The organism is Amycolatopsis sp. WAC 01375 (assembly GCF_003947325.1).
GTDB lineage: Bacteria > Actinomycetota > Actinomycetes > Mycobacteriales > Pseudonocardiaceae > Amycolatopsis.
In genome coordinates, this window is record NZ_QHHW01000025.1 from 250,140 (window position 1) to 266,809 (window position 16,670).

Consider the following 16,670-nt stretch of genomic DNA (forward strand, 5'->3'; position numbering starts at 1 on the left):
CCACTCACGACTCCCGATCGAAATGCGTCAAGATCTTCAGTGCGTCGGCGGAACCCGGATCCTTCGGTGTGTAGATCTCCAGCCGGTGGTCGCGACTGTCCGGCTGGAGCCACACCTGGTAATCGACGCTCACTGTGCCGACCGTCGGATGCTGGAGATGCATGGCGCCGACGGTGCAGTCGGCGACGTCGCCGGTCGCCCAAAGGGTCGCGAATTCGTCGCTGCGCATCGAGAGTTCGCCGATGAGCGCGGCCAGCCGGGCGTCGGTGGGGTGGCGGCCCGCGGTCAACCGCAGATAGGCGACGTGGACGCGGGCGAGTTCGGCCCGGTTCCGGTGCAGGTCGCGGGTGAGCGGGTCGAGGAAGAACATGCGCGGCAGCGAAGGCCGCCGTTCCGGATCCGACGGCGCGCCGAAATCGAGGTGTTCGGCCATGAGCACGTGCCCGGCGTGGTTCCACGCGAGCACGTCGCCGCGACGGCCGAAGACGAGCGCGGGTACGGCCTCGCCGAGGTTCTCCAGCAGCGCGAGGACGCGGGGATGCGGATCCTCCTGGCCGGGGTCGGACAGCTTCGGGAGCGGGGACTGCCGGGCGAGGTTGTGCAGGTGGACGGTCTCGACGTCGTCGAGCCGGAGCGCGCGGGCGAGCGCGTCGAGCACCTGTCGTGAAGCGGTTTCGGCCAGGCCCTGCTCCAGCCGCGTGTAGTACCCGGCGCTCACTCCGGCGAGCTGGGCGAGTTCCTCGCGGCGCAGACCGGGCACGCGGCGGGAAGTGCCGTACGTGCGCAGGCCGATCTCGTCGGGCGTAACCCGGTCACGACGGCTCTTGAGGTACACGCCGAGGCTTTCCATGACTCCGAGCCTAAGTACTTCGCCCGCCTCGTGGGTGTACCTGCTGGGTGTACCCACGCCACGGGGATGGTTGCCGCGGCGGCGACCGCGCACCGTCGACGGCATGACACGACAGCATTCCCGGGCCTGGTTCGGCCTGCTGGTGATCCTTTGCCCGGTCTTCCTGGTCTCCATGGACGGCTCGATCCTGTTCCTCGCGATGCCCAGGATCAGCCAGGCGCTCACCCCGACGGCCGATCAGGCGTTGTGGATCCTGGACGTCTACGGGTTCGCGGTCGGCTCGCTGCTGGTCGCGTTCGGCACCATCGGCGACCGGTACGGCCGCTTGAAGCTGCTGATGATCGGCGCGGCCGTGTTCGGCATCGGTTCGGCGGGGGCGGCGTTCGCCCCGAGCCCGGAGCTGCTGATCGCGTTCCGGGCCCTGATGGGGCTCGCGGGTGCGACGCTGCTGCCGTCCGCGTTGGCGGTGCTGAGCGAACTCTTCACCGACCCTCGGCGACGGGCGCAGGCCATCGGCGTCTTCGCGGCCGCGTTCGCCGCCGGTTTCGCGATCGGCCCGGTCGTCGGCGGGATCCTGCTGGAGCGGTTCCCGTGGGGTTCGGTCTTCCTGGTCAACCTGCCGGTGATCGTGGTGTTCCTGGCGCTCGCGCCGGTGCTGCTGCGTGAGGTGCGGGCCACGGGACGGGGACGTGTCGACGTGCTCAGCGTGGTGCTCTCCGCCGCGGGTCTCCTGCTCGCGATCTACGGGATCAAACACGCGGCCGCCGACGGCCTGTCCGTGGTCGCGGTCTCCGCGGGGATCGCCGGAGCGGTGCTGCTGGTGTGGTTCGCCCGGCGTCAGCGGGGCCTCGACCACCCGCTGGTCGACTTCTCCCTGTTCCGCGACCGCGTCTTCACCATCGCGATCGTCACCGGGCTGCTGCCGCTGGCGGCGTGGTCGGCGGCCGCGTATCTGTCGGGGATCCACCTGCAGTCCGTGCTCGGCCTCCCCGTTCTGCACGCGGCGCTGCTCGCGCTGCCGGGGGCGGCCGTGCTCACGATCATGTGCGTCACCACACCCGCGCTGGTCGACCGCATCGGCAAACGCGTGGCGCTGGTGGTCTGCCACTTCTCCATCGCCGCCGGGCTCGCCCTGCTGCTCATGACCGGTGTCACGGGCGGAGCGGGCTGGTACGTCGCGTCGACCGTGGTCGCCGGTGCCGGCTACGGCATCTCGTTCAGTGTGGTGGCCGACACGGCCGTCGCCGCGGTGCCCGCCGACCGGGCGGGAGCGGCGGGCGCGATCGCCGAGACGAGCAACGAGATCGGCAACGCGCTGGGCATCGCGCTCATGGGTTCGCTCGCCGCGCTGGTGTTCCGCCTGGCGGGCCCGGGCCTCGCGCCGACGCTCGGCGAAACCCTCCAGGTTCCCGGCATCGCGTCCGCTGCCGTCGTTGACGCGAAGGAGGCGTTCGTCTCGGGTCTGCACATCGCCGTCGCCGTGCTGAGCCTGCTGCACGCCGGGCTGGGATCTCTCGCTCTGCGATGGCTTCCTCACTCGGAGAAAGCGCTTGTGCCCCAGGTGTCGGCGTAGGCGAATTCGGCCAGCGGGACTCGCTCACGCGGCGCCTTCTCGCGCTCGATCCGCCAGTCCTCTTCGAGCACCGAGGCGTCCGCGGGCGAGCCGACGGCGATGGCGACCTTCGGGACGACGTCGTCGGGGAGCCCGAAGAAGTCCTTCGCCGCTTCGGCGGAGAAGCCCGCCATCTGATGCGCGATCAGGCCGAGGTCGACGGCCTGGAGCACGAGGTTCTCGCTCGCCAGCCCCAGCCCGTATTCGGCGTACGGGACGTCACCCTTCTCGTTCGTGGTCACCATCACGCCGATCAGCAGCAGCCCGGCGCGCTGGGCCCACGCGCGGTTGCCCGAGTTGAGCGTCGAGAGGATGCGGTCGAACGACGGCGTGCCGCGCAGCCCGACCAGGTAACGGGCGGGCTGGGTGTTGCCGAACGACGGCGCCCAGCGGGCCGCTTCGAGCAGCGCGCGGAGCTGGTCTTCGGTGACGATCGCTGACTCGTCGTAGGCGCGCGGGCTCCAGCGGTGAGCCAGGATCGACGCGATCGGGGTACTTGTGTCGGCGGGTTTCTTCACGACGGGACGATAACAAGGGGTGCTCTCCGTCACTAAAGTGAAAGCCCTCCGACTATTTCGTTGGTGTTAAGGAAGATTTACTTCCAGGAGTCCTCGAAGTGGTGGTCAGGACCACTTACGAGGGTGGCGAGCGTGCGTCACCCCGGTAGGCTTTCGCCCAAATAAGGGACGCGGGGGCTCCTCGGTGCCCACCAGGAGCACGCCCGGCCCGTCGAGGAGGTTCGGGCGTGGCCCTCGTGGTCCAGAAGTACGGCGGTTCGTCGCTGGAAAGTGCCGACCGGATCAAACGCGTCGCGGAACGCATCGTCGCCACCAAGAAGGCGGGCAACGACGTGGTCGTCGTCTGCTCCGCCATGGGTGACACGACGGACGAGCTGCTCGACCTGGCTCAGCAGGTCAACCCGGCGCCGCCGGAACGCGAGATGGACATGCTGCTCACAGCGGGTGAGCGCATCTCCAACTCGCTGGTGGCGATGGCGATTTCGGCGCAGGGCGCGGAGGCGTGGTCGTTCACCGGCTCGCAGGCCGGCGTGGTGACGACGTCCGTGCACGGCAACGCGCGGATCATCGACGTCAGCCCCAGCCGCGTGACGGAAGCCCTCGACCAGGGCTACATCGCGCTGGTGGCGGGTTTCCAGGGCGTGTCGCAGGACACCAAGGACATCACCACCCTCGGCCGCGGCGGTTCGGACACCACGGCCGTCGCGCTGGCCGCGGCGCTGAACGCCGACGTCTGCGAGATCTATTCCGATGTGGACGGTGTGTACACCGCCGATCCGCGGGTCGTGCCCGACGCCCGCAAGCTGGACACCATCGCCTACGAGGAGATGCTCGAACTCGCCGCCAGCGGTTCGAAGATCCTCATGCTCCGCTGCGTCGAGTACGCGCGCCGCTACGGCGTCCCGATCCGAGTCCGTTCTTCCTACAGTGACAAGCCGGGCACCACGGTGACCGGTTCTATCGAGGAGATCCCCGTGGAACAAGCGTTGATCACCGGTGTGGCGCACGACCGCTCCGAAGCCAAGATCACGGTGACCGGAGTGCCGGACCACGCCGGTGCCGCCGCCAGGATCTTCCGGGTGATCGCCGACGACGAGATCGACATCGACATGGTGCTGCAGAACGTGTCCAGCACCGTCTCGGGCCGCACCGACATCACCTTCACGCTGTCGAAGGCCAACGGCGCCAAGGCCGTGCGGTCGCTGGAGAAGATCAAGGAGGAGATCGGCTTCGAGTCGGTCCTCTACGACGACCACGTCGGCAAGGTCTCGCTCGTCGGCGCGGGGATGCGTTCGCACCCCGGTGTCACGGCGACGTTCTGCGAGGCGCTCGCGCAGTCGGGCGTCAACATCGAAATCATCAACACCTCGGAGATCCGGATCTCCGTGCTGATCCGGGACGCGCAGCTCGACGACGCGGTGCGCGCGATCCACGAGGCATTCGAACTCGGCGGCGACGAAGAAGCCGTCGTCTACGCGGGGAGTGGTCGCTGATGTCGGAAGGTCTGCGGGTAGGGGTCGTCGGGGCGACCGGTCAGGTCGGTGGTGTCATGCGCCGCCTGCTGGCCGAACGGGGTTTCCCGGTCGCCGAAATGCGGTACTTCGCTTCGGCGCGGTCCGCCGGTTCGAAGCTTCCTTGGCAGGACGAGGAAATCGTCATCGAGGACGCGACGACCGCGGATCCGTCCGGTTTGGACATCGCGCTGTTCTCCGCCGGTGGCTCGACCTCCAAGGCGCAGGCGGAGCGGTTCGCCGCGGCCGGCGCCACGGTGATCGACAACTCGTCGGCGTGGCGCATGGACCCGGACGTCCCGCTGATCGTCAGCGAGGTCAACCCGGAGGCGATCAAGGAAGCGCGCAAGGGGATCATCGCGAACCCCAACTGCACCACGATGGCCGCGATGCCGGTGCTCAAGCCGCTGCACGCCGAAGCGGGCCTGGTGCGGCTGGTCGCGAGCACCTACCAGGCGGTGTCCGGCAGCGGGCTCGCCGGTGTCGAAGAGCTCGAAGGCCAGCTCGCCGCGGCGGCGTCGAACGCGGGCGCGCTGACCCACGACGGCGCGGCGGTGACCTTCCCCGAGCCGAAGAAGTACGCGCGGCCCATCGCGCACAACGTCCTCCCGCTGGCCGGGTCCATTGTGGACGATGGTGAGTTCGAGACGGACGAGGAGAAGAAGTTCCGCAACGAGAGCCGCAAGATCCTGAGCATCCCGGAGCTGCTGGTCTCCTGCACCTGCGTGCGGGTGCCGGTGTTCTCGGGGCACTCGATCTCGATCAACGCGGAGTTCTCGCAGCCGCTTTCGGTCGCCCGCGCGACCGAGCTGCTCACCGGCGCTCCCGGGGTGGAGCTGTCGGACATCCCGACGCCGCTGCAGGCCGCCGGCCAGGACCCGTCGTACGTCGGGCGCCTGCGGACGGACCCGGGTGTCGACGGCGGTCGCGGCCTGGTGCTGTTCCTGTCGAACGACAACCTGCGGAAGGGCGCGGCGCTCAACGCCGTCCAGATCGCGGAACTGGTCGCTGCGAACTCCTGACGCCACAACGCAATTAGTCACCTACTTGCCTGCACGCCCTCCGGCGCCTGACCGCGGTCGGGGGCAAGTAGGTGACTAATTGCGTTGTCGGGGGCCTTCGGCCGGTGCATGCTCTGTGGCGACAAACGTTTCCACGAAGGGAAAATCATGTACACGGCGGTCGAAGGCTCGCGGGTTCCGATCCGGATGTGGGCGGACCCCACATCGGTCGAGGACCAGGCCATGCGACAGCTGCACAACGTCGCCAACCTGCCGTGGGTGCACGGCGTCGCGGTCATGCCCGACGTCCACTACGGCAAGGGCGCGACCGTCGGCAGCGTGATCGCGATGCGCGACGCGGTGTCCCCGGCCGCCGTCGGCGTGGACATCGGCTGCGGGATGAGCGCGGTACGGACCTCGCTCACCGCCGCCGATCTGCCCGACGACCTGCTGAAGCTTCGCCGCCGGATCGAATCGGCCGTTCCGGTCGGCTTCGGCCTGCACAAGACCCCGGTGAACCCGGCGAAGGTGCACGGTGTCGGTGGCTGGGACGCGTTCTGGAAGTCCTTCGGCGACCTGCATCCCGGCGTCCAGGACCTGCACGACCGCGCGTCGCGCCAGATCGGGAGCCTCGGTGGCGGCAACCACTTCATCGAGGTCTGCCTCGAACAGGGCGGCGACGACGAAGGCCGCGTATGGCTGATGCTGCACTCGGGTTCGCGCAACATCGGCAAGGAACTCGCGGAACGGCACATGGCCGTCGCGCGGAAGCTGCCGCACAACGCGGACCTGCCGGATCCGGACCTCGCCGTGTTCGTCGCCGGCACGCCGGAGATGCAGGCGTACCGGCGGGACCTGTTCTGGGCGCAGGACTACGCGGCGCGTAACCGCGCCACCATGGTCGCGCTCGTGAAGCAGGCGCTGAAGGACGTCGTCCCGCAGACGACCTTCGACGACGCGATCAGCTGTCACCACAACTATGTCGCCGAAGAGACCTACGACGGAGTCGATCTGCTGGTGACCCGCAAGGGCGCGATCCGCGCGGGTTCGGGTGACCTCGGGATCATTCCGGGCAGCATGGGCACCGGTTCGTACATCGTGCGCGGCCTCGGGAACGCGTCGTCCTTCCAGTCCGCGTCGCACGGCGCGGGCCGCCGGATGTCGCGGAACAAGGCCAAGAAGCTGTACACCGCCGAAGACCTCGCCGCGCAGACCGCCGGCGTCGAATGCCGCAAGGACTCCGGCGTGGTGGACGAGATCCCGGCCGCGTACAAGGACATCGAAACGGTGATCAAGGCGCAGACCGACCTCGTCGAGGTGGTCGCGCATCTGAAGCAGGTCGTCTGCGTCAAGGGGTGAAGCGGGGTGGTGTGCCGGGGGAACCCGACATACCACCCACGTTTCTCGCTACTGTGGTCGTCATGAAGAGGTTGGGAATCGCGGCGCTCCTGGCGGCCGCCGGACTCGCGCTGGCGGGCTGCAGCGAGGTCACGAACGCCGTCGATCAGACGAACAAGGCCGCGACGAAGGTCGGCGCGTGCGCCGAGGCACTCAGCCTCGTCGACCTCAACCCGGACCCGGCGACCATCAAGGAGCGGGCCGCGGACAAGGAAAAGCGCCTGCGTGAGCTGGCGAACAGCGTCGGCGAGCAGAACGTGGCGGGCGCGCTCACCGGCATGGCCGACTCGTATCTGCAGGTCCAGAAGGAGAACATCCAGGACGCGGGCAAGATCGCGGACTGGACCAAACGCAACATCGAGCGGGTCGACACCCTCCGCAAGGTCTGCGCCTAGCTCGTCTCCCGCGATTCGGCACCTGCTTGCGATGGATGCGTGCGCAACTATCGCAACCAGGTGCCGAATCGCGTCAGGAGGAAGTGAGCGCGGGCACCCGGGCGGGAGTGCGGGAGCGACGCCAGAACAGGCCGACCGCGGCGATCATCAGCGCGCCCAGCGCCGAGGCCGCGAATCCCCAGCCCGGGCTGGAATGGTCGATCACGAACCCGATGATCGGGCTCCCGATCGCCAGTCCGATCCGGCTGGCCGCGTCCAGCAGGCCCATCGCCTCGCCGCGCACCCGCGGTGGCGCCGCCGCGCTGACCGTCTCCGTGCTCGCCGCGAGTGTCGGCGCGCACAGCACGTTGCTCGGGAACAGCACGATCGCCAGCAGCCACCACGGCCCGGCGATCAGCCCGACCGGCAGGGTGAGCACCGCGAGCAGCAGCATCAGCGTGCCCTGCGAGAGTGACCGCCGGACCGCGCCGTGGATCGCGCCGCCGAGCACGGACGCGACGCACATCACCGTGATCAACAATCCGGACCAGGCGATGTCGCCGCTCGCGCGCAGCGTCGCCAAGGCGGCGAGTTCCATACCGACCAGGCAGAACAGCGCGCCGGCGGCGATGAACATCGCCATCACGAGCCGTCCGGTGAGCCAGCTTCGCACCGTCGGCCGCTCCCCGGTGAACACGCCGGCGTCGGCTTCGGCGCGGATCGGCGGGTTCTGCCGGTAGATCAGCGTCGCCGAAAGCGCGAAGCAGACTCCGATACCGGTGAGCGCGTAGACCGCGGGCAGTTGCGTGATCGCCATGATCCCGGCCGACGGCCCGATCATGAACGACGCCTCCACCAGGATCGTGTCCAGCGAGTAGGCCGCCCGCCGCTGCTCCAGCGGCACGAGCGCGGTGAGCACCAGCCGTGCGAGTGTTCCGGCGGGCACCGACAGCACACCCGCGGGGAGCGCGACCACCAGCAGCACCTGATACGGCAGATGCGGCGCGCTGATCCAGAACGTCGTCGAGGCCAGCCCGCAGATCGCGACCACCGGCCGCAGCCCGTAGCGGTCGACGTACCGGCCGACGAGCGGTGCCCCGATCGCGCTGCCGAGGGTGGTGGCGGCGCCGACCAGCCCGGCCGCGCCGTAGCCGCGGCCGAGGTCGTTGACCACGTACAGCGTCATCGTCACGCCCATGGCCGTCATCGGGAGCCGCGCCAGGAACATCAGCAGCATCGAGCTGGGAACTCCGGGCACGGCTAACACGCGACGGTACGGAGCGAGGGCCATACGTCCGATGAGAACGTAACTTGGTACGCGCGTGCAACTTTATTTCGCGGGGTCCGTCACCCGACCCGGGGTGTTTTCTTGACTGATTCCAGATTGAGCGAGAGGGTGGAGGCAGCTGACCGCTCCACCACCACGAACAAGGAGGCACTGCGTGAGCTTGCCGACCACGACCAACGTGGGCATCCCCGTCGCGAGCGACAACGACTCGCTGACGGTGGGCGCCAACGGCCCGATCCTGCTCCAGGACCACTACCTGATCGAGAAGAACGCCCAGTTCAACCGGGAGCGCGTGCCGGAACGCGTCGTGCACGCCAAGGGGGGCGGCGCGCACGGATTCCTCGAGGTCACCGAAGACGTCAGCCAGTTCACGAAGGCCGCCCTGTTCCAGCCGGGCGTGCGCACCGAGAGCCTGGTCCGCTTCTCGTCGGTCGCCGGTGAGAACGGCTCGCCCGACACGTGGCGCGACCCGCGCGGCTTCGCGGTGAAGTTCTACACCTCCGAGGGCAACTACGACCTCGTCGGCAACAACACCCCGGTGTTCTTCATCCGCGACCCGATCAAGTTCCCCGACTTCATCCACTCGCAGAAGCGCCGCGCCGACAACCACCTGCGCGACCACGACATCCAGTGGGACTTCTGGACGCTGCGGCCCGAATCCGCGCACCAGGTCACCTGGCTGATGGGCGACCGCGGCATCCCGTCGAACTGGCGCGAGATGGACGGCTTCGGCTCGCACACCTATCTGTGGGAGAACGCCGGCGGCGAGAAGTTCTGGGTCAAGTACCACTTCAAGACCGACCAGGGCATCGGCTACCTGCCGCAGGCCGACGCCGACCGCATCGCGGGCGAGGACTCGGACTACTACATCCGCGACCTGTTCAAGAACATCAAGCAGGGCAACCACCCCAGCTGGACGCTGTACGTCCAGGTGATGCCGTACGCCGAAGCCGCGGACTACCGCTTCAACCCGTTCGACCTGACCAAGGTGTGGCCGAAGGGCGACTACCCGCTGATCAAGGTCGGCCGCTGGGTGCTCGACCGCAATCCGGCGAACTACTTCGCGGAGATCGAGCAGGCCGCGTTCGAGCCGTCCAACCTGGTGCCGGGCATCGGCCCGTCGCCGGACAAGATGCTGCAGGGCCGCCTGTTCGCGTACCCGGACGCCCACCGCTACCGGATCGGCGCGAACTACACGCAGCTGCCGGTCAACGCGCCGAAATCCCCGGTCAACAGCTACTCGCGCGACGGTGCGATGCGCTACAACAACCCGGGCGACCCGGTGTACGCGCCGAACTCCTACGGCGGCCCGCACGCCAGCGCGGAGATCGCTTCCGAGACCGCCTCGGGCTACGGGGTCGAGGACGAGGTCATCCGGTCGGCGTACAAGCTCCACGCCGAGGACGACGACTTCGGCCAGCCTGGCACGCTCGTCCGCGAGGTGATGGACGACGAGCAGCGTGAGCGGCTCGCGAACAACATCATCGGCCACGCCTCGAACGACGTCTCGCGTCCGGTGCTCGAGCGCGTCTTCGAGTACTGGCGAAACGTCGACAAGGACCTCGGCGACAAGGTCGCGGACGCCTTCCGTGAGTAGAAGACCTCCTTTGAGAGGCTGCTCCCACCACTGAACGCCCCCGGTGCCCGCACCGGGGGCGTTCCCATGTCCCCACTCGCATGTGAAACCAGAAGGTGGCGTGGCGTGCGTGGGGGACAACCCGAGTGGAGCAGCGCGACACGCCTGTCCGACGGAGTGATGAAGCGAAACGATCACCGTTTACACCGCTGTGGGTGAACGAACCGCACTACCGGGTCGATCGGTCACAGGTGGTCATAAAACGGCGGGAAAAGGATGATCTTCAGGGGGAAGCACAAGATTTCGACGTTAATCAATTGCGGGGGTCTTCCCCTGGAATGAATCCGGCACGTAAGGGTTAGAAAACTGTCCTAACCGGTGATCGGGTGGTGTTCGGCCGATACGGCGGGTATCGATTTACCTCGTCAGGTCCCAGAGGCCAGGAGGTAAGGGAATGAAAGGCAACATTGCCCGGACGATTGCCGCGGTCGCCGCAGGCAGTCTGTTGGCGGTGGCCTCAGCCGGCGCCGCGACGGCTAGCACCGATGGTGGAAAGGGTTCGTCGAACACGCAGGCACTCGCCGCGCAGGTGCTGCAGATGCGAGACGGCCTCACCAAGGTGGCCTACGCCGGAGACGTCGCCAAGACGCGGGCGGACTTGGACAAGCTCAGCCCCGTCCTCGGCGACATCGCCGCGGGCAAGCGCTACCAGATCCAGACCGAGACCCAGAAGCTCGGCGACCTGGCACAGGGCCGTTCCGTCGAGTCCAGCAGGCTGCTGGCCGACCCGGCGGCCAAGGCCCGTCAGCTGCCGCCGTTGCCGGTGCCGATCCCGTCGCTTCCGGACCTGCCCGGACCGCTGAAGATCGTCAGTGACCTGGTGAAAGCCCTGCTCGCGGCCGTGACCGGCATTCTCGGCGGGCTGCTCGGCGGACTTCCGGTCCCGCCGCTGCCGGTCCCGCCCGTTCCGCTTCCCACGCCCTGATATTTCCGCGCGCTGACGCGCTACCGAGAGGCAGGCCTAGTTCGGTCGAGGATCGTCAGGGTTCGCCGTGCAGGGCGGCGGGCCACGATATGGGGGCCGGAGCCCGAGTGGGGACATTTCTCCTCACTCGGGCTCCGGCTTTCACTTCGGTGCGAGGCCCAGCCGCAGGGCTCCCGCCGCTTCGGCCGTCGCCTCGCGGAACCGCCGCCCGACGCCGAGGAAGTTGATGTACCCGTGGATCAGGTCCGGCTGGCGGCTGAGCGCCACCGGGACCCCGGCCTTCCGCAATTTCTCCGCGTAAGCCTCGCCCTCGTCGCGCAGCGGGTCGAAACCGGCCGTCGCGATATACGCGGGCGGCAATCCGGAAACGTCGCCGTGCAGCGGTGACAGTTTCGGGTTGTACAGATCGGTGCCTTTCGGCACGTAATGTCCTTCGAACCAGGTCATATCCGTATCGGTGAGGAACAGGTCCTCCGCGAACAATTCCCGGGAGCGGCGGCGCACGGTGAAATCGGTCGCCGGATAGAACAGCAGCTGGAACGCCGGGACTCCGCCGCCGCGTTTCACCGCCTGCTGCGCCGTGACCGCCGCGAGGTTCCCGCCCGCGCTGTCACCGCCGACGGCGATGCGCGCCGGGTCGGCGCCCAGGTCGCGTGCCTTCGCGAAGGCGTACTCGAACGCCGCGAGTGCGTCTTCGGTGGCGCCGGGGAACCGAGTCTCCGGTGCGAGCCGGTACTCCACCGAAAGAACCCGCACGCCCGCCTGTTTCGCCAGGTAGCGGACGGTGTTGTCGTGGGAGGCGCGGCTGCCGACCACCCAGCCGCCACCGTGGAAGAACACCAGCAGCCCGGACGGATCCGGAAGCCCTGCCGGCGTGTAGAGCGTGGCGGGCACGTCGCCGTCACCCGTCGGGATGAGCAGTTCCCGGGTGGCGACCGGTTCGATCGTCGGCCCGCTGACCAGATGCCTGCTCGCCAGGAGCATGCTGCGCGACTCTTCGACGCTTCCCCGCACCAGCGAGGCCTTCGCAAGCTTCTGCAGGCGGAGCAGGAGCTGGGCGTCCAGTGCGAGTTCTTGGCCGTCGAGGCGGAGCGGCGGCCCGGCGATGGCCCTTCTGACCGGCTTCGGGAGCCAGAACGCCAGCTGCGAAAACGCGGCCTCGGCACGGATCTGGAGCGGTATCGCCATACTTCCTCCTGGGGGCTTCCGGTCAGGTTACTTTCGAGTAGGTATGCCGTCCAGCGGGAACCGGCGCCGTTGCGGCGAACGGGTGTGACGCAGACCTCCGTTCCAGATCCTGGTCCTCCACTTAAGTAGAGGGGTTAGCCTCGAAAGCGTGACTTCGACGAACGCGGTGCATGTCCTCGGTATCGGCGGCTCTCTGCGGGAGGGCTCGCAATCCGAGCGCGCGCTGCGCATCGCGCTCGGTAGCGCGGCCGAAGCGGGAGTCACCACCGAACTGATCTCCGGTCCCGAGCTGGTGCTGCCGTTCTACGACACCGCGTTGGAGGAACGGCACGAACGGGCCGTGCGCCTCGTCGAGGCGATCCGCCGCGCCGACGGGATCATCGTGGTCTCGCCCGGCTACCACGGCGCGTTGTCCGGCCTGGTCAAGAACGCCCTGGACTACGTCGAAGACCTCCGTGACGACGCCCGTCCGTACCTCGACGGCCGCGCGGTCGGCCTCGCCGCCGTCGCGTTCGGCTGGCAGGCGGCGGTGACCACGCTGGAGCAGCTGCGCACGATCACGCACGCGCTGCGCGGCTGGGCCACCCCATTGGGTGGTTCCATCAACACCGCGGAGACCAAGTTCGACGAAGCGGGCGGCGCCTCGGACGAGAAGAGCGTCCGCACCCTTCGCCTGATCGGAACCCAGGTCGCCGAGTTCGCCTTGAGTCGCGCCGGTCACTAGCCGGTTTGCCTCCGTCGTCGTCCGGGTAATTCCCGGACGTGATGCCTGCCATGGGGTGGCAAGGTTTCGCGGTTGCGGGACGTTGACACCGAAGAGACGCTCAACGGGGCGTGTCTTGAGACCAGGAGGTAGGCGAAGAATGGCTGAGGCTCTGTACACCGCTGTTGCCACCGCTCGCGGCGACGGCCGCAACGGTGAGGTCACGTCCTCTGACGGCGTCATCGACGAGTCGTTGGCGGTCCCGAAGGAGATGGGCGGGCCGGGCGGGGACAAGACGAACCCCGAGCAGCTCTTCGCCGCCGGCTATTCCGCCTGCTTCCACTCCGCGTTGCAGCTCGTCGCGCGCCAGGCGAAGGTGACGCTGGACGGCTCCACCGTGACCGCCGAGGTCAGCGTGCTCAAGCAGGGCGAGGGCTTCGGTCTCGGGGTGGCGCTCAACGTTTCGCTGCCCGGCCTGGAGCAGGCGCAGGCCGATCAGCTCGTCGAGCAGGCGCACCAGGTGTGCCCCTACTCGAACGCGACCCGCGGCAACATCGAGGTCGCGCTGTCCGCGACGGTCTGATCCCGACCGCGGCAGGTCCATTCCCGAACCGGCTAGTTTCTGAAAGGAAGACCGAATATGGGCAAGTCTCCGATCAAGAGTCCGCTGAGCGAAGCCGACAAGGAGATCACCGGTAACGCCTTGCAGGCCACGCTGGTCGATCTGGTGGACCTGTCGCTGATCGCGAAGCAGGCCCACTGGAACGTCGTCGGCGCGAACTTCCGCAGCGCGCACCTGCAGCTCGACGAGCTGGTCGCCACCGCGCGCCAGTACGTCGACGAGGTCGCCGAGCGCGCCAACGCCATCGGCATCTCGCCGAACGGCCAGGCGAAGGCCGTCGTGGAGAGCTCCGGCCTGCCGGACTACCCCGACAACTGGCAGTCCGTCGAGGCCACGGTCGCCGCGATCGTCGACATCCTCGCCACGCTGATCGAGCGGCTGCGCAAGCGCATCGACGAGACCGACAAGAGCGACCTGGTCACCCAGGACCTGCTCATCGAGATCACCCAGGAGCTCGAGAAGGCGCACTGGATGTGGCAGGCGCAGCAGGGCTGACCCGCCCTCTCGCGCCGCTCTAGCGTGCAATGAAGGGGCCTTTCATAGCAAATTTTGCTATGAAAGGCCCCTTCATTGCACTTGGCGGAGGGCGAGTCCGAGTGCCGGTTTCACGCTGCCGGGCTACGTTCGGTCCATGGTGCTGCACAAGGGGAAGGCGACCGATCCGGATCGCAAGGGCGGAGCCAACCCGCTGCACGCCGGCGCGTATCCCGCGCTCGCCGCGGGTATCCGCCTCCCGCACGACAGCCTCGCCGAAGACCCGCTGCCGCCCGATACCGCGCTCCAGCTCGTGCGCGACGAGCTGATGCTCGACGGAAACGCCAGGCTGAATCTCGCCACGTTCGTCACCACGTGGATGGAGCCGCAGGCCCGCGAGCTGATGGCCGAATGCGTCGACAAGAACATGATCGACAAGGACGAGTACCCGCAGACCGCGGAACTCGAGCGGCGCTGCGTGAACATCCTCGCCGACCTGTGGCACGCGCCCGATCCCACCGCGATCATGGGCTGCTCCACGACCGGTTCGTCGGAAGCCTGCATGCTCGCCGGGATGGCGCTGAAACGCCGCTGGTCGAAACTGGGCCGCACCGGGAAGCCGAATCTGGTGATGGGTGCGAACGTCCAGGTCTGCTGGGAGAAGTTCTGCGAATACTGGGAGGTCGAGCCGCGGCTGGTGCCGATGGACGGCGACCGCTTCCACCTCACCGCGGACGAGGCGATCGCCCGGTGCGACGAGAACACCATCGGCGTCGTCGCGATCCTGGGGTCCACCTTCGACGGCAGTTACGAGCCCGTCGCCGAGATCGTGGCCGCGCTCGACGGACTGGCGGAACGCTCCGGCTGGGACATCCCGGTGCACGTCGACGGCGCTTCGGGCGCGATGATCGCGCCCTTCCTCGACCCCGAGCTGACCTGGGACTTCCGTCTGCCGAGGGTGGCGTCGATCAACACTTCCGGGCACAAGTACGGGCTGGTCTACCCCGGCGTCGGCTGGGTGGTGTGGCGTGACAAGGCCGCGCTGCCGGAGGAGCTCGTCTTCAACGTCAACTATCTCGGTGGCGACATGCCGACTTTCGCGCTGAACTTCTCGCGCCCCGGCGCCGAGGTGGCCGCGCAGTACTACACGTTCGTCCGGCTCGGCCGTGAAGGTTTCCGTGCCGTGCAACAGGCTTCGCGTGACGTGGCGACCCAGCTGGCGGACGGGATCGCCGAGCTGGGCCCGTTCGAACTGCTGACGCGAGGCGATCAGCTGCCCGTGTTCGCCTTCACGACGAAGGCGGACGTCGAGAGCTTCGACGTCTTCGACGTATCGCGGCGGCTTCGCGAGCGTGGCTGGCTTGTCCCGGCGTACACGTTCCCGGCGCACCGGACCGATCTCGCGGTGCTGAGGATCGTGGTGCGCAACGGTTTCACGCACGACCTCGCGGATCTGCTACTCGCCGACCTCCGGCGCCTGCTTCCCGAGCTCGATCACGGCCCGCGACAGCGGACCGCGTTCCATCACTGAGCCGGGTGCCCTGCGTCACGCCGGATTTCCCCTGGCTCTACCGGCGCGTAACGTCGGGGTCTATGGGAGTCGCCGGAGACGAACGTCGTGCGTTGAGCGAGCTTTTCGAAGAGGTCGGCCCGGACGCGCCGACCCTGTGCGCGGGCTGGAAGACGCGGGATCTCGCGGCGCATCTGCTGGTCCGCGAGCGGCGGCCCGACGCGGCGCCCGGCATCCTGGTCCCCGCGCTGGCGTCGTACACGCAGCGGGTGCAGGACTCCTACGCCGCGCAGCCCTGGTCCGAGGTCGTCGGCAAGGTCCGGTCGGGCCCCGCCTGGTTCTGGCCGACGTCGATCGGCGCGCTCGACGAACTGGTGAACGGCCCGGAATTCCTGGTGCACCACGAGGACGTCCGCCGAGGGCAGTCCGGCTGGGAGCCGCGTCCGGCCGAACCCGCGCGGGACGCGGCGGCGTGGAAATCGGCGAAGCAGGCCTCGAAGCTGAACCTGCGGAAATCGCCGGTCGGCGTGATCTTGAAGACCCCCGAAGGTCGCGAAGCGCTGGTGAAGGAAGGTCCGGACACGGTGACCGTGATCGGCGCGCCGATCGAGCTGCTGCTGTTCGTCTTCGGCCGCGACGCCGTCCGCCTCACCTTCGAGGGCGACGCCTACGCGGTGGACAGGCTCCGGAAGCACGACCGCGGCCTTTAGAGTTCCGGCCATGCCGATGATCAGCGTTTCGATGTTCCCCGGCCGCACAGCCGAGCAGAAGCAAGCCCTCGTACGCGAGGTGACCGATGCCTTCGTCCGCACCTGCGGCGGCAAGCCCGAAGGCGTCTGGGTGACGATCAACGAGATTCCCACCGAACACTGGGCGGCGGGCGGGATGCTCTTCTCCGAGCGCTGACCCGCTCGCCGGGTGCCATGAAAGGTCGGCGGTTTCAACTGGTTGTTGCAAGTAGTGCTTTGTCGAGTGCTTGTGCTGGTGTGAGGAGGTCGAGGGTAGGGCGTGGTCGGGTGTTGAGGCGTAGGGCGATGGCGTCGCAGTGGGTTTGGGTGAG

At 68.2% G+C, this 16,670-nt stretch carries 17 protein-coding genes; 13 read left to right on the forward strand and 4 right to left on the reverse strand.

What is annotated here, in order from left to right; genetic code table 11:
• Positions 1 to 4 precede the first annotated feature (4 nt).
• Positions 5 to 850, reverse strand: a complete 846-nt coding sequence (locus DL991_RS15430) for a helix-turn-helix transcriptional regulator (RefSeq protein ID WP_125784981.1) — start codon at positions 848 to 850, stop codon at positions 5 to 7.
• Between the two features lie 103 nt (positions 851 to 953).
• Here DL991_RS15430 and DL991_RS15435 point away from each other — a divergent pair, with 103 nt between their 5' ends.
• On the forward strand, positions 954 to 2,423 hold the full coding sequence (locus DL991_RS15435; protein ID WP_125784982.1) for an MFS transporter: 1,470 nt from the start codon (positions 954 to 956) through the stop codon (positions 2,421 to 2,423).
• Here the strand turns inward: DL991_RS15435 and DL991_RS15440 are convergent.
• Positions 2,384 to 2,980, reverse strand: coding sequence for a nitroreductase family protein (locus DL991_RS15440; protein WP_125784983.1), 597 nt, complete (start codon positions 2,978 to 2,980; stop codon positions 2,384 to 2,386). The genes DL991_RS15435 and DL991_RS15440 overlap by 40 nt on opposite strands.
• 227 nt (positions 2,981 to 3,207) lie before the next feature.
• Between DL991_RS15440 and DL991_RS15445 the strand changes: the two genes are divergently transcribed.
• The 4 genes from DL991_RS15445 to DL991_RS15460 all read left to right on the forward strand — a co-directional run bounded on the left by DL991_RS15445 (position 3,208) and on the right by DL991_RS15460 (position 7,285).
• Positions 3,208 to 4,473, forward strand: a complete 1,266-nt coding sequence (locus DL991_RS15445; RefSeq protein WP_125784984.1) for an aspartate kinase — start codon at positions 3,208 to 3,210, stop codon at positions 4,471 to 4,473.
• Positions 4,473 to 5,513 (forward strand): aspartate-semialdehyde dehydrogenase, encoded by a 1,041-nt coding sequence (locus tag DL991_RS15450; RefSeq protein WP_125784985.1) that lies wholly within the window; start codon positions 4,473 to 4,475, stop codon positions 5,511 to 5,513. Before DL991_RS15445 ends, DL991_RS15450 begins: the two co-directional genes overlap by 1 nt.
• 147 nt (positions 5,514 to 5,660) lie before the next feature.
• The gene (locus DL991_RS15455) at positions 5,661 to 6,851 is read left to right on the forward strand and encodes an RtcB family protein (RefSeq protein WP_125784986.1); all 1,191 of its coding nucleotides are present in this window, start codon (positions 5,661 to 5,663) and stop codon (positions 6,849 to 6,851) included.
• Positions 6,852 to 6,913: 62 nt separating this feature from the next.
• A complete protein-coding gene (locus DL991_RS15460) occupies positions 6,914 to 7,285 on the forward strand; it encodes a hypothetical protein (protein WP_125784987.1) in 372 nt (123 codons plus the stop codon).
• Between the two features lie 73 nt (positions 7,286 to 7,358).
• On the opposite strand, the gene DL991_RS15465 is transcribed toward DL991_RS15460, so the two are convergent.
• The gene (locus DL991_RS15465) at positions 7,359 to 8,501 is read right to left on the reverse strand and encodes an MFS transporter (RefSeq protein WP_125785026.1); all 1,143 of its coding nucleotides are present in this window, start codon (positions 8,499 to 8,501) and stop codon (positions 7,359 to 7,361) included.
• A 205-nt stretch (positions 8,502 to 8,706) separates the two neighbouring features.
• On the opposite strand from DL991_RS15465, the gene DL991_RS15470 reads away from it, so the two are divergent.
• Positions 8,707 to 10,149, forward strand: a complete 1,443-nt coding sequence (locus DL991_RS15470) for a catalase (protein WP_125784988.1) — start codon at positions 8,707 to 8,709, stop codon at positions 10,147 to 10,149.
• Between the two features lie 433 nt (positions 10,150 to 10,582).
• Entirely contained in the window at positions 10,583 to 11,113 is a 531-nt protein-coding gene (locus DL991_RS15475; RefSeq protein WP_125784989.1) for a hypothetical protein, read from the forward strand.
• 141 nt (positions 11,114 to 11,254) lie between these two features.
• Here the strand turns inward: DL991_RS15475 and DL991_RS15480 are convergent, their stop codons facing one another.
• Positions 11,255 to 12,301: an alpha/beta hydrolase gene (locus tag DL991_RS15480; RefSeq protein WP_125784990.1), complete on the reverse strand. Its 1,047-nt coding sequence runs from the start codon at positions 12,299 to 12,301 to the stop codon at positions 11,255 to 11,257.
• A gap of 148 nt (positions 12,302 to 12,449) precedes the next feature.
• Here DL991_RS15480 and DL991_RS15485 point away from each other — a divergent pair, with 148 nt between their 5' ends.
• The 6 genes from DL991_RS15485 (at position 12,450) to DL991_RS15510 (ending at position 16,516) form a co-directional block, all read left to right on the forward strand.
• Positions 12,450 to 13,025, forward strand: coding sequence for an NADPH-dependent FMN reductase (locus DL991_RS15485; protein ID WP_125784991.1), 576 nt, complete (start codon positions 12,450 to 12,452; stop codon positions 13,023 to 13,025).
• Positions 13,026 to 13,164: 139 nt separating this feature from the next.
• Positions 13,165 to 13,587 (forward strand): organic hydroperoxide resistance protein, encoded by a 423-nt coding sequence (locus DL991_RS15490; RefSeq protein WP_125784992.1) that lies wholly within the window; start codon positions 13,165 to 13,167, stop codon positions 13,585 to 13,587.
• A gap of 57 nt (positions 13,588 to 13,644) precedes the next feature.
• Positions 13,645 to 14,121 (forward strand): Dps family protein, encoded by a 477-nt coding sequence (locus tag DL991_RS15495; protein ID WP_125784993.1) that lies wholly within the window; start codon positions 13,645 to 13,647, stop codon positions 14,119 to 14,121.
• A gap of 136 nt (positions 14,122 to 14,257) precedes the next feature.
• Positions 14,258 to 15,631 (forward strand): glutamate decarboxylase, encoded by a 1,374-nt coding sequence (locus tag DL991_RS15500; RefSeq protein ID WP_125784994.1) that lies wholly within the window; start codon positions 14,258 to 14,260, stop codon positions 15,629 to 15,631.
• A 62-nt stretch (positions 15,632 to 15,693) separates the two neighbouring features.
• Positions 15,694 to 16,320 carry a TIGR03085 family metal-binding protein gene (locus DL991_RS15505; RefSeq protein WP_125784995.1) on the forward strand — a complete coding sequence of 209 codons (627 nt, stop codon included), beginning with the start codon at positions 15,694 to 15,696 and terminating at the stop codon, positions 16,318 to 16,320.
• A 10-nt stretch (positions 16,321 to 16,330) separates the two neighbouring features.
• Positions 16,331 to 16,516 carry a 2-hydroxymuconate tautomerase gene (locus tag DL991_RS15510; RefSeq protein WP_125784996.1) on the forward strand — a complete coding sequence of 62 codons (186 nt, stop codon included), beginning with the start codon at positions 16,331 to 16,333 and terminating at the stop codon, positions 16,514 to 16,516.
• Positions 16,517 to 16,670 lie beyond the last annotated feature (154 nt).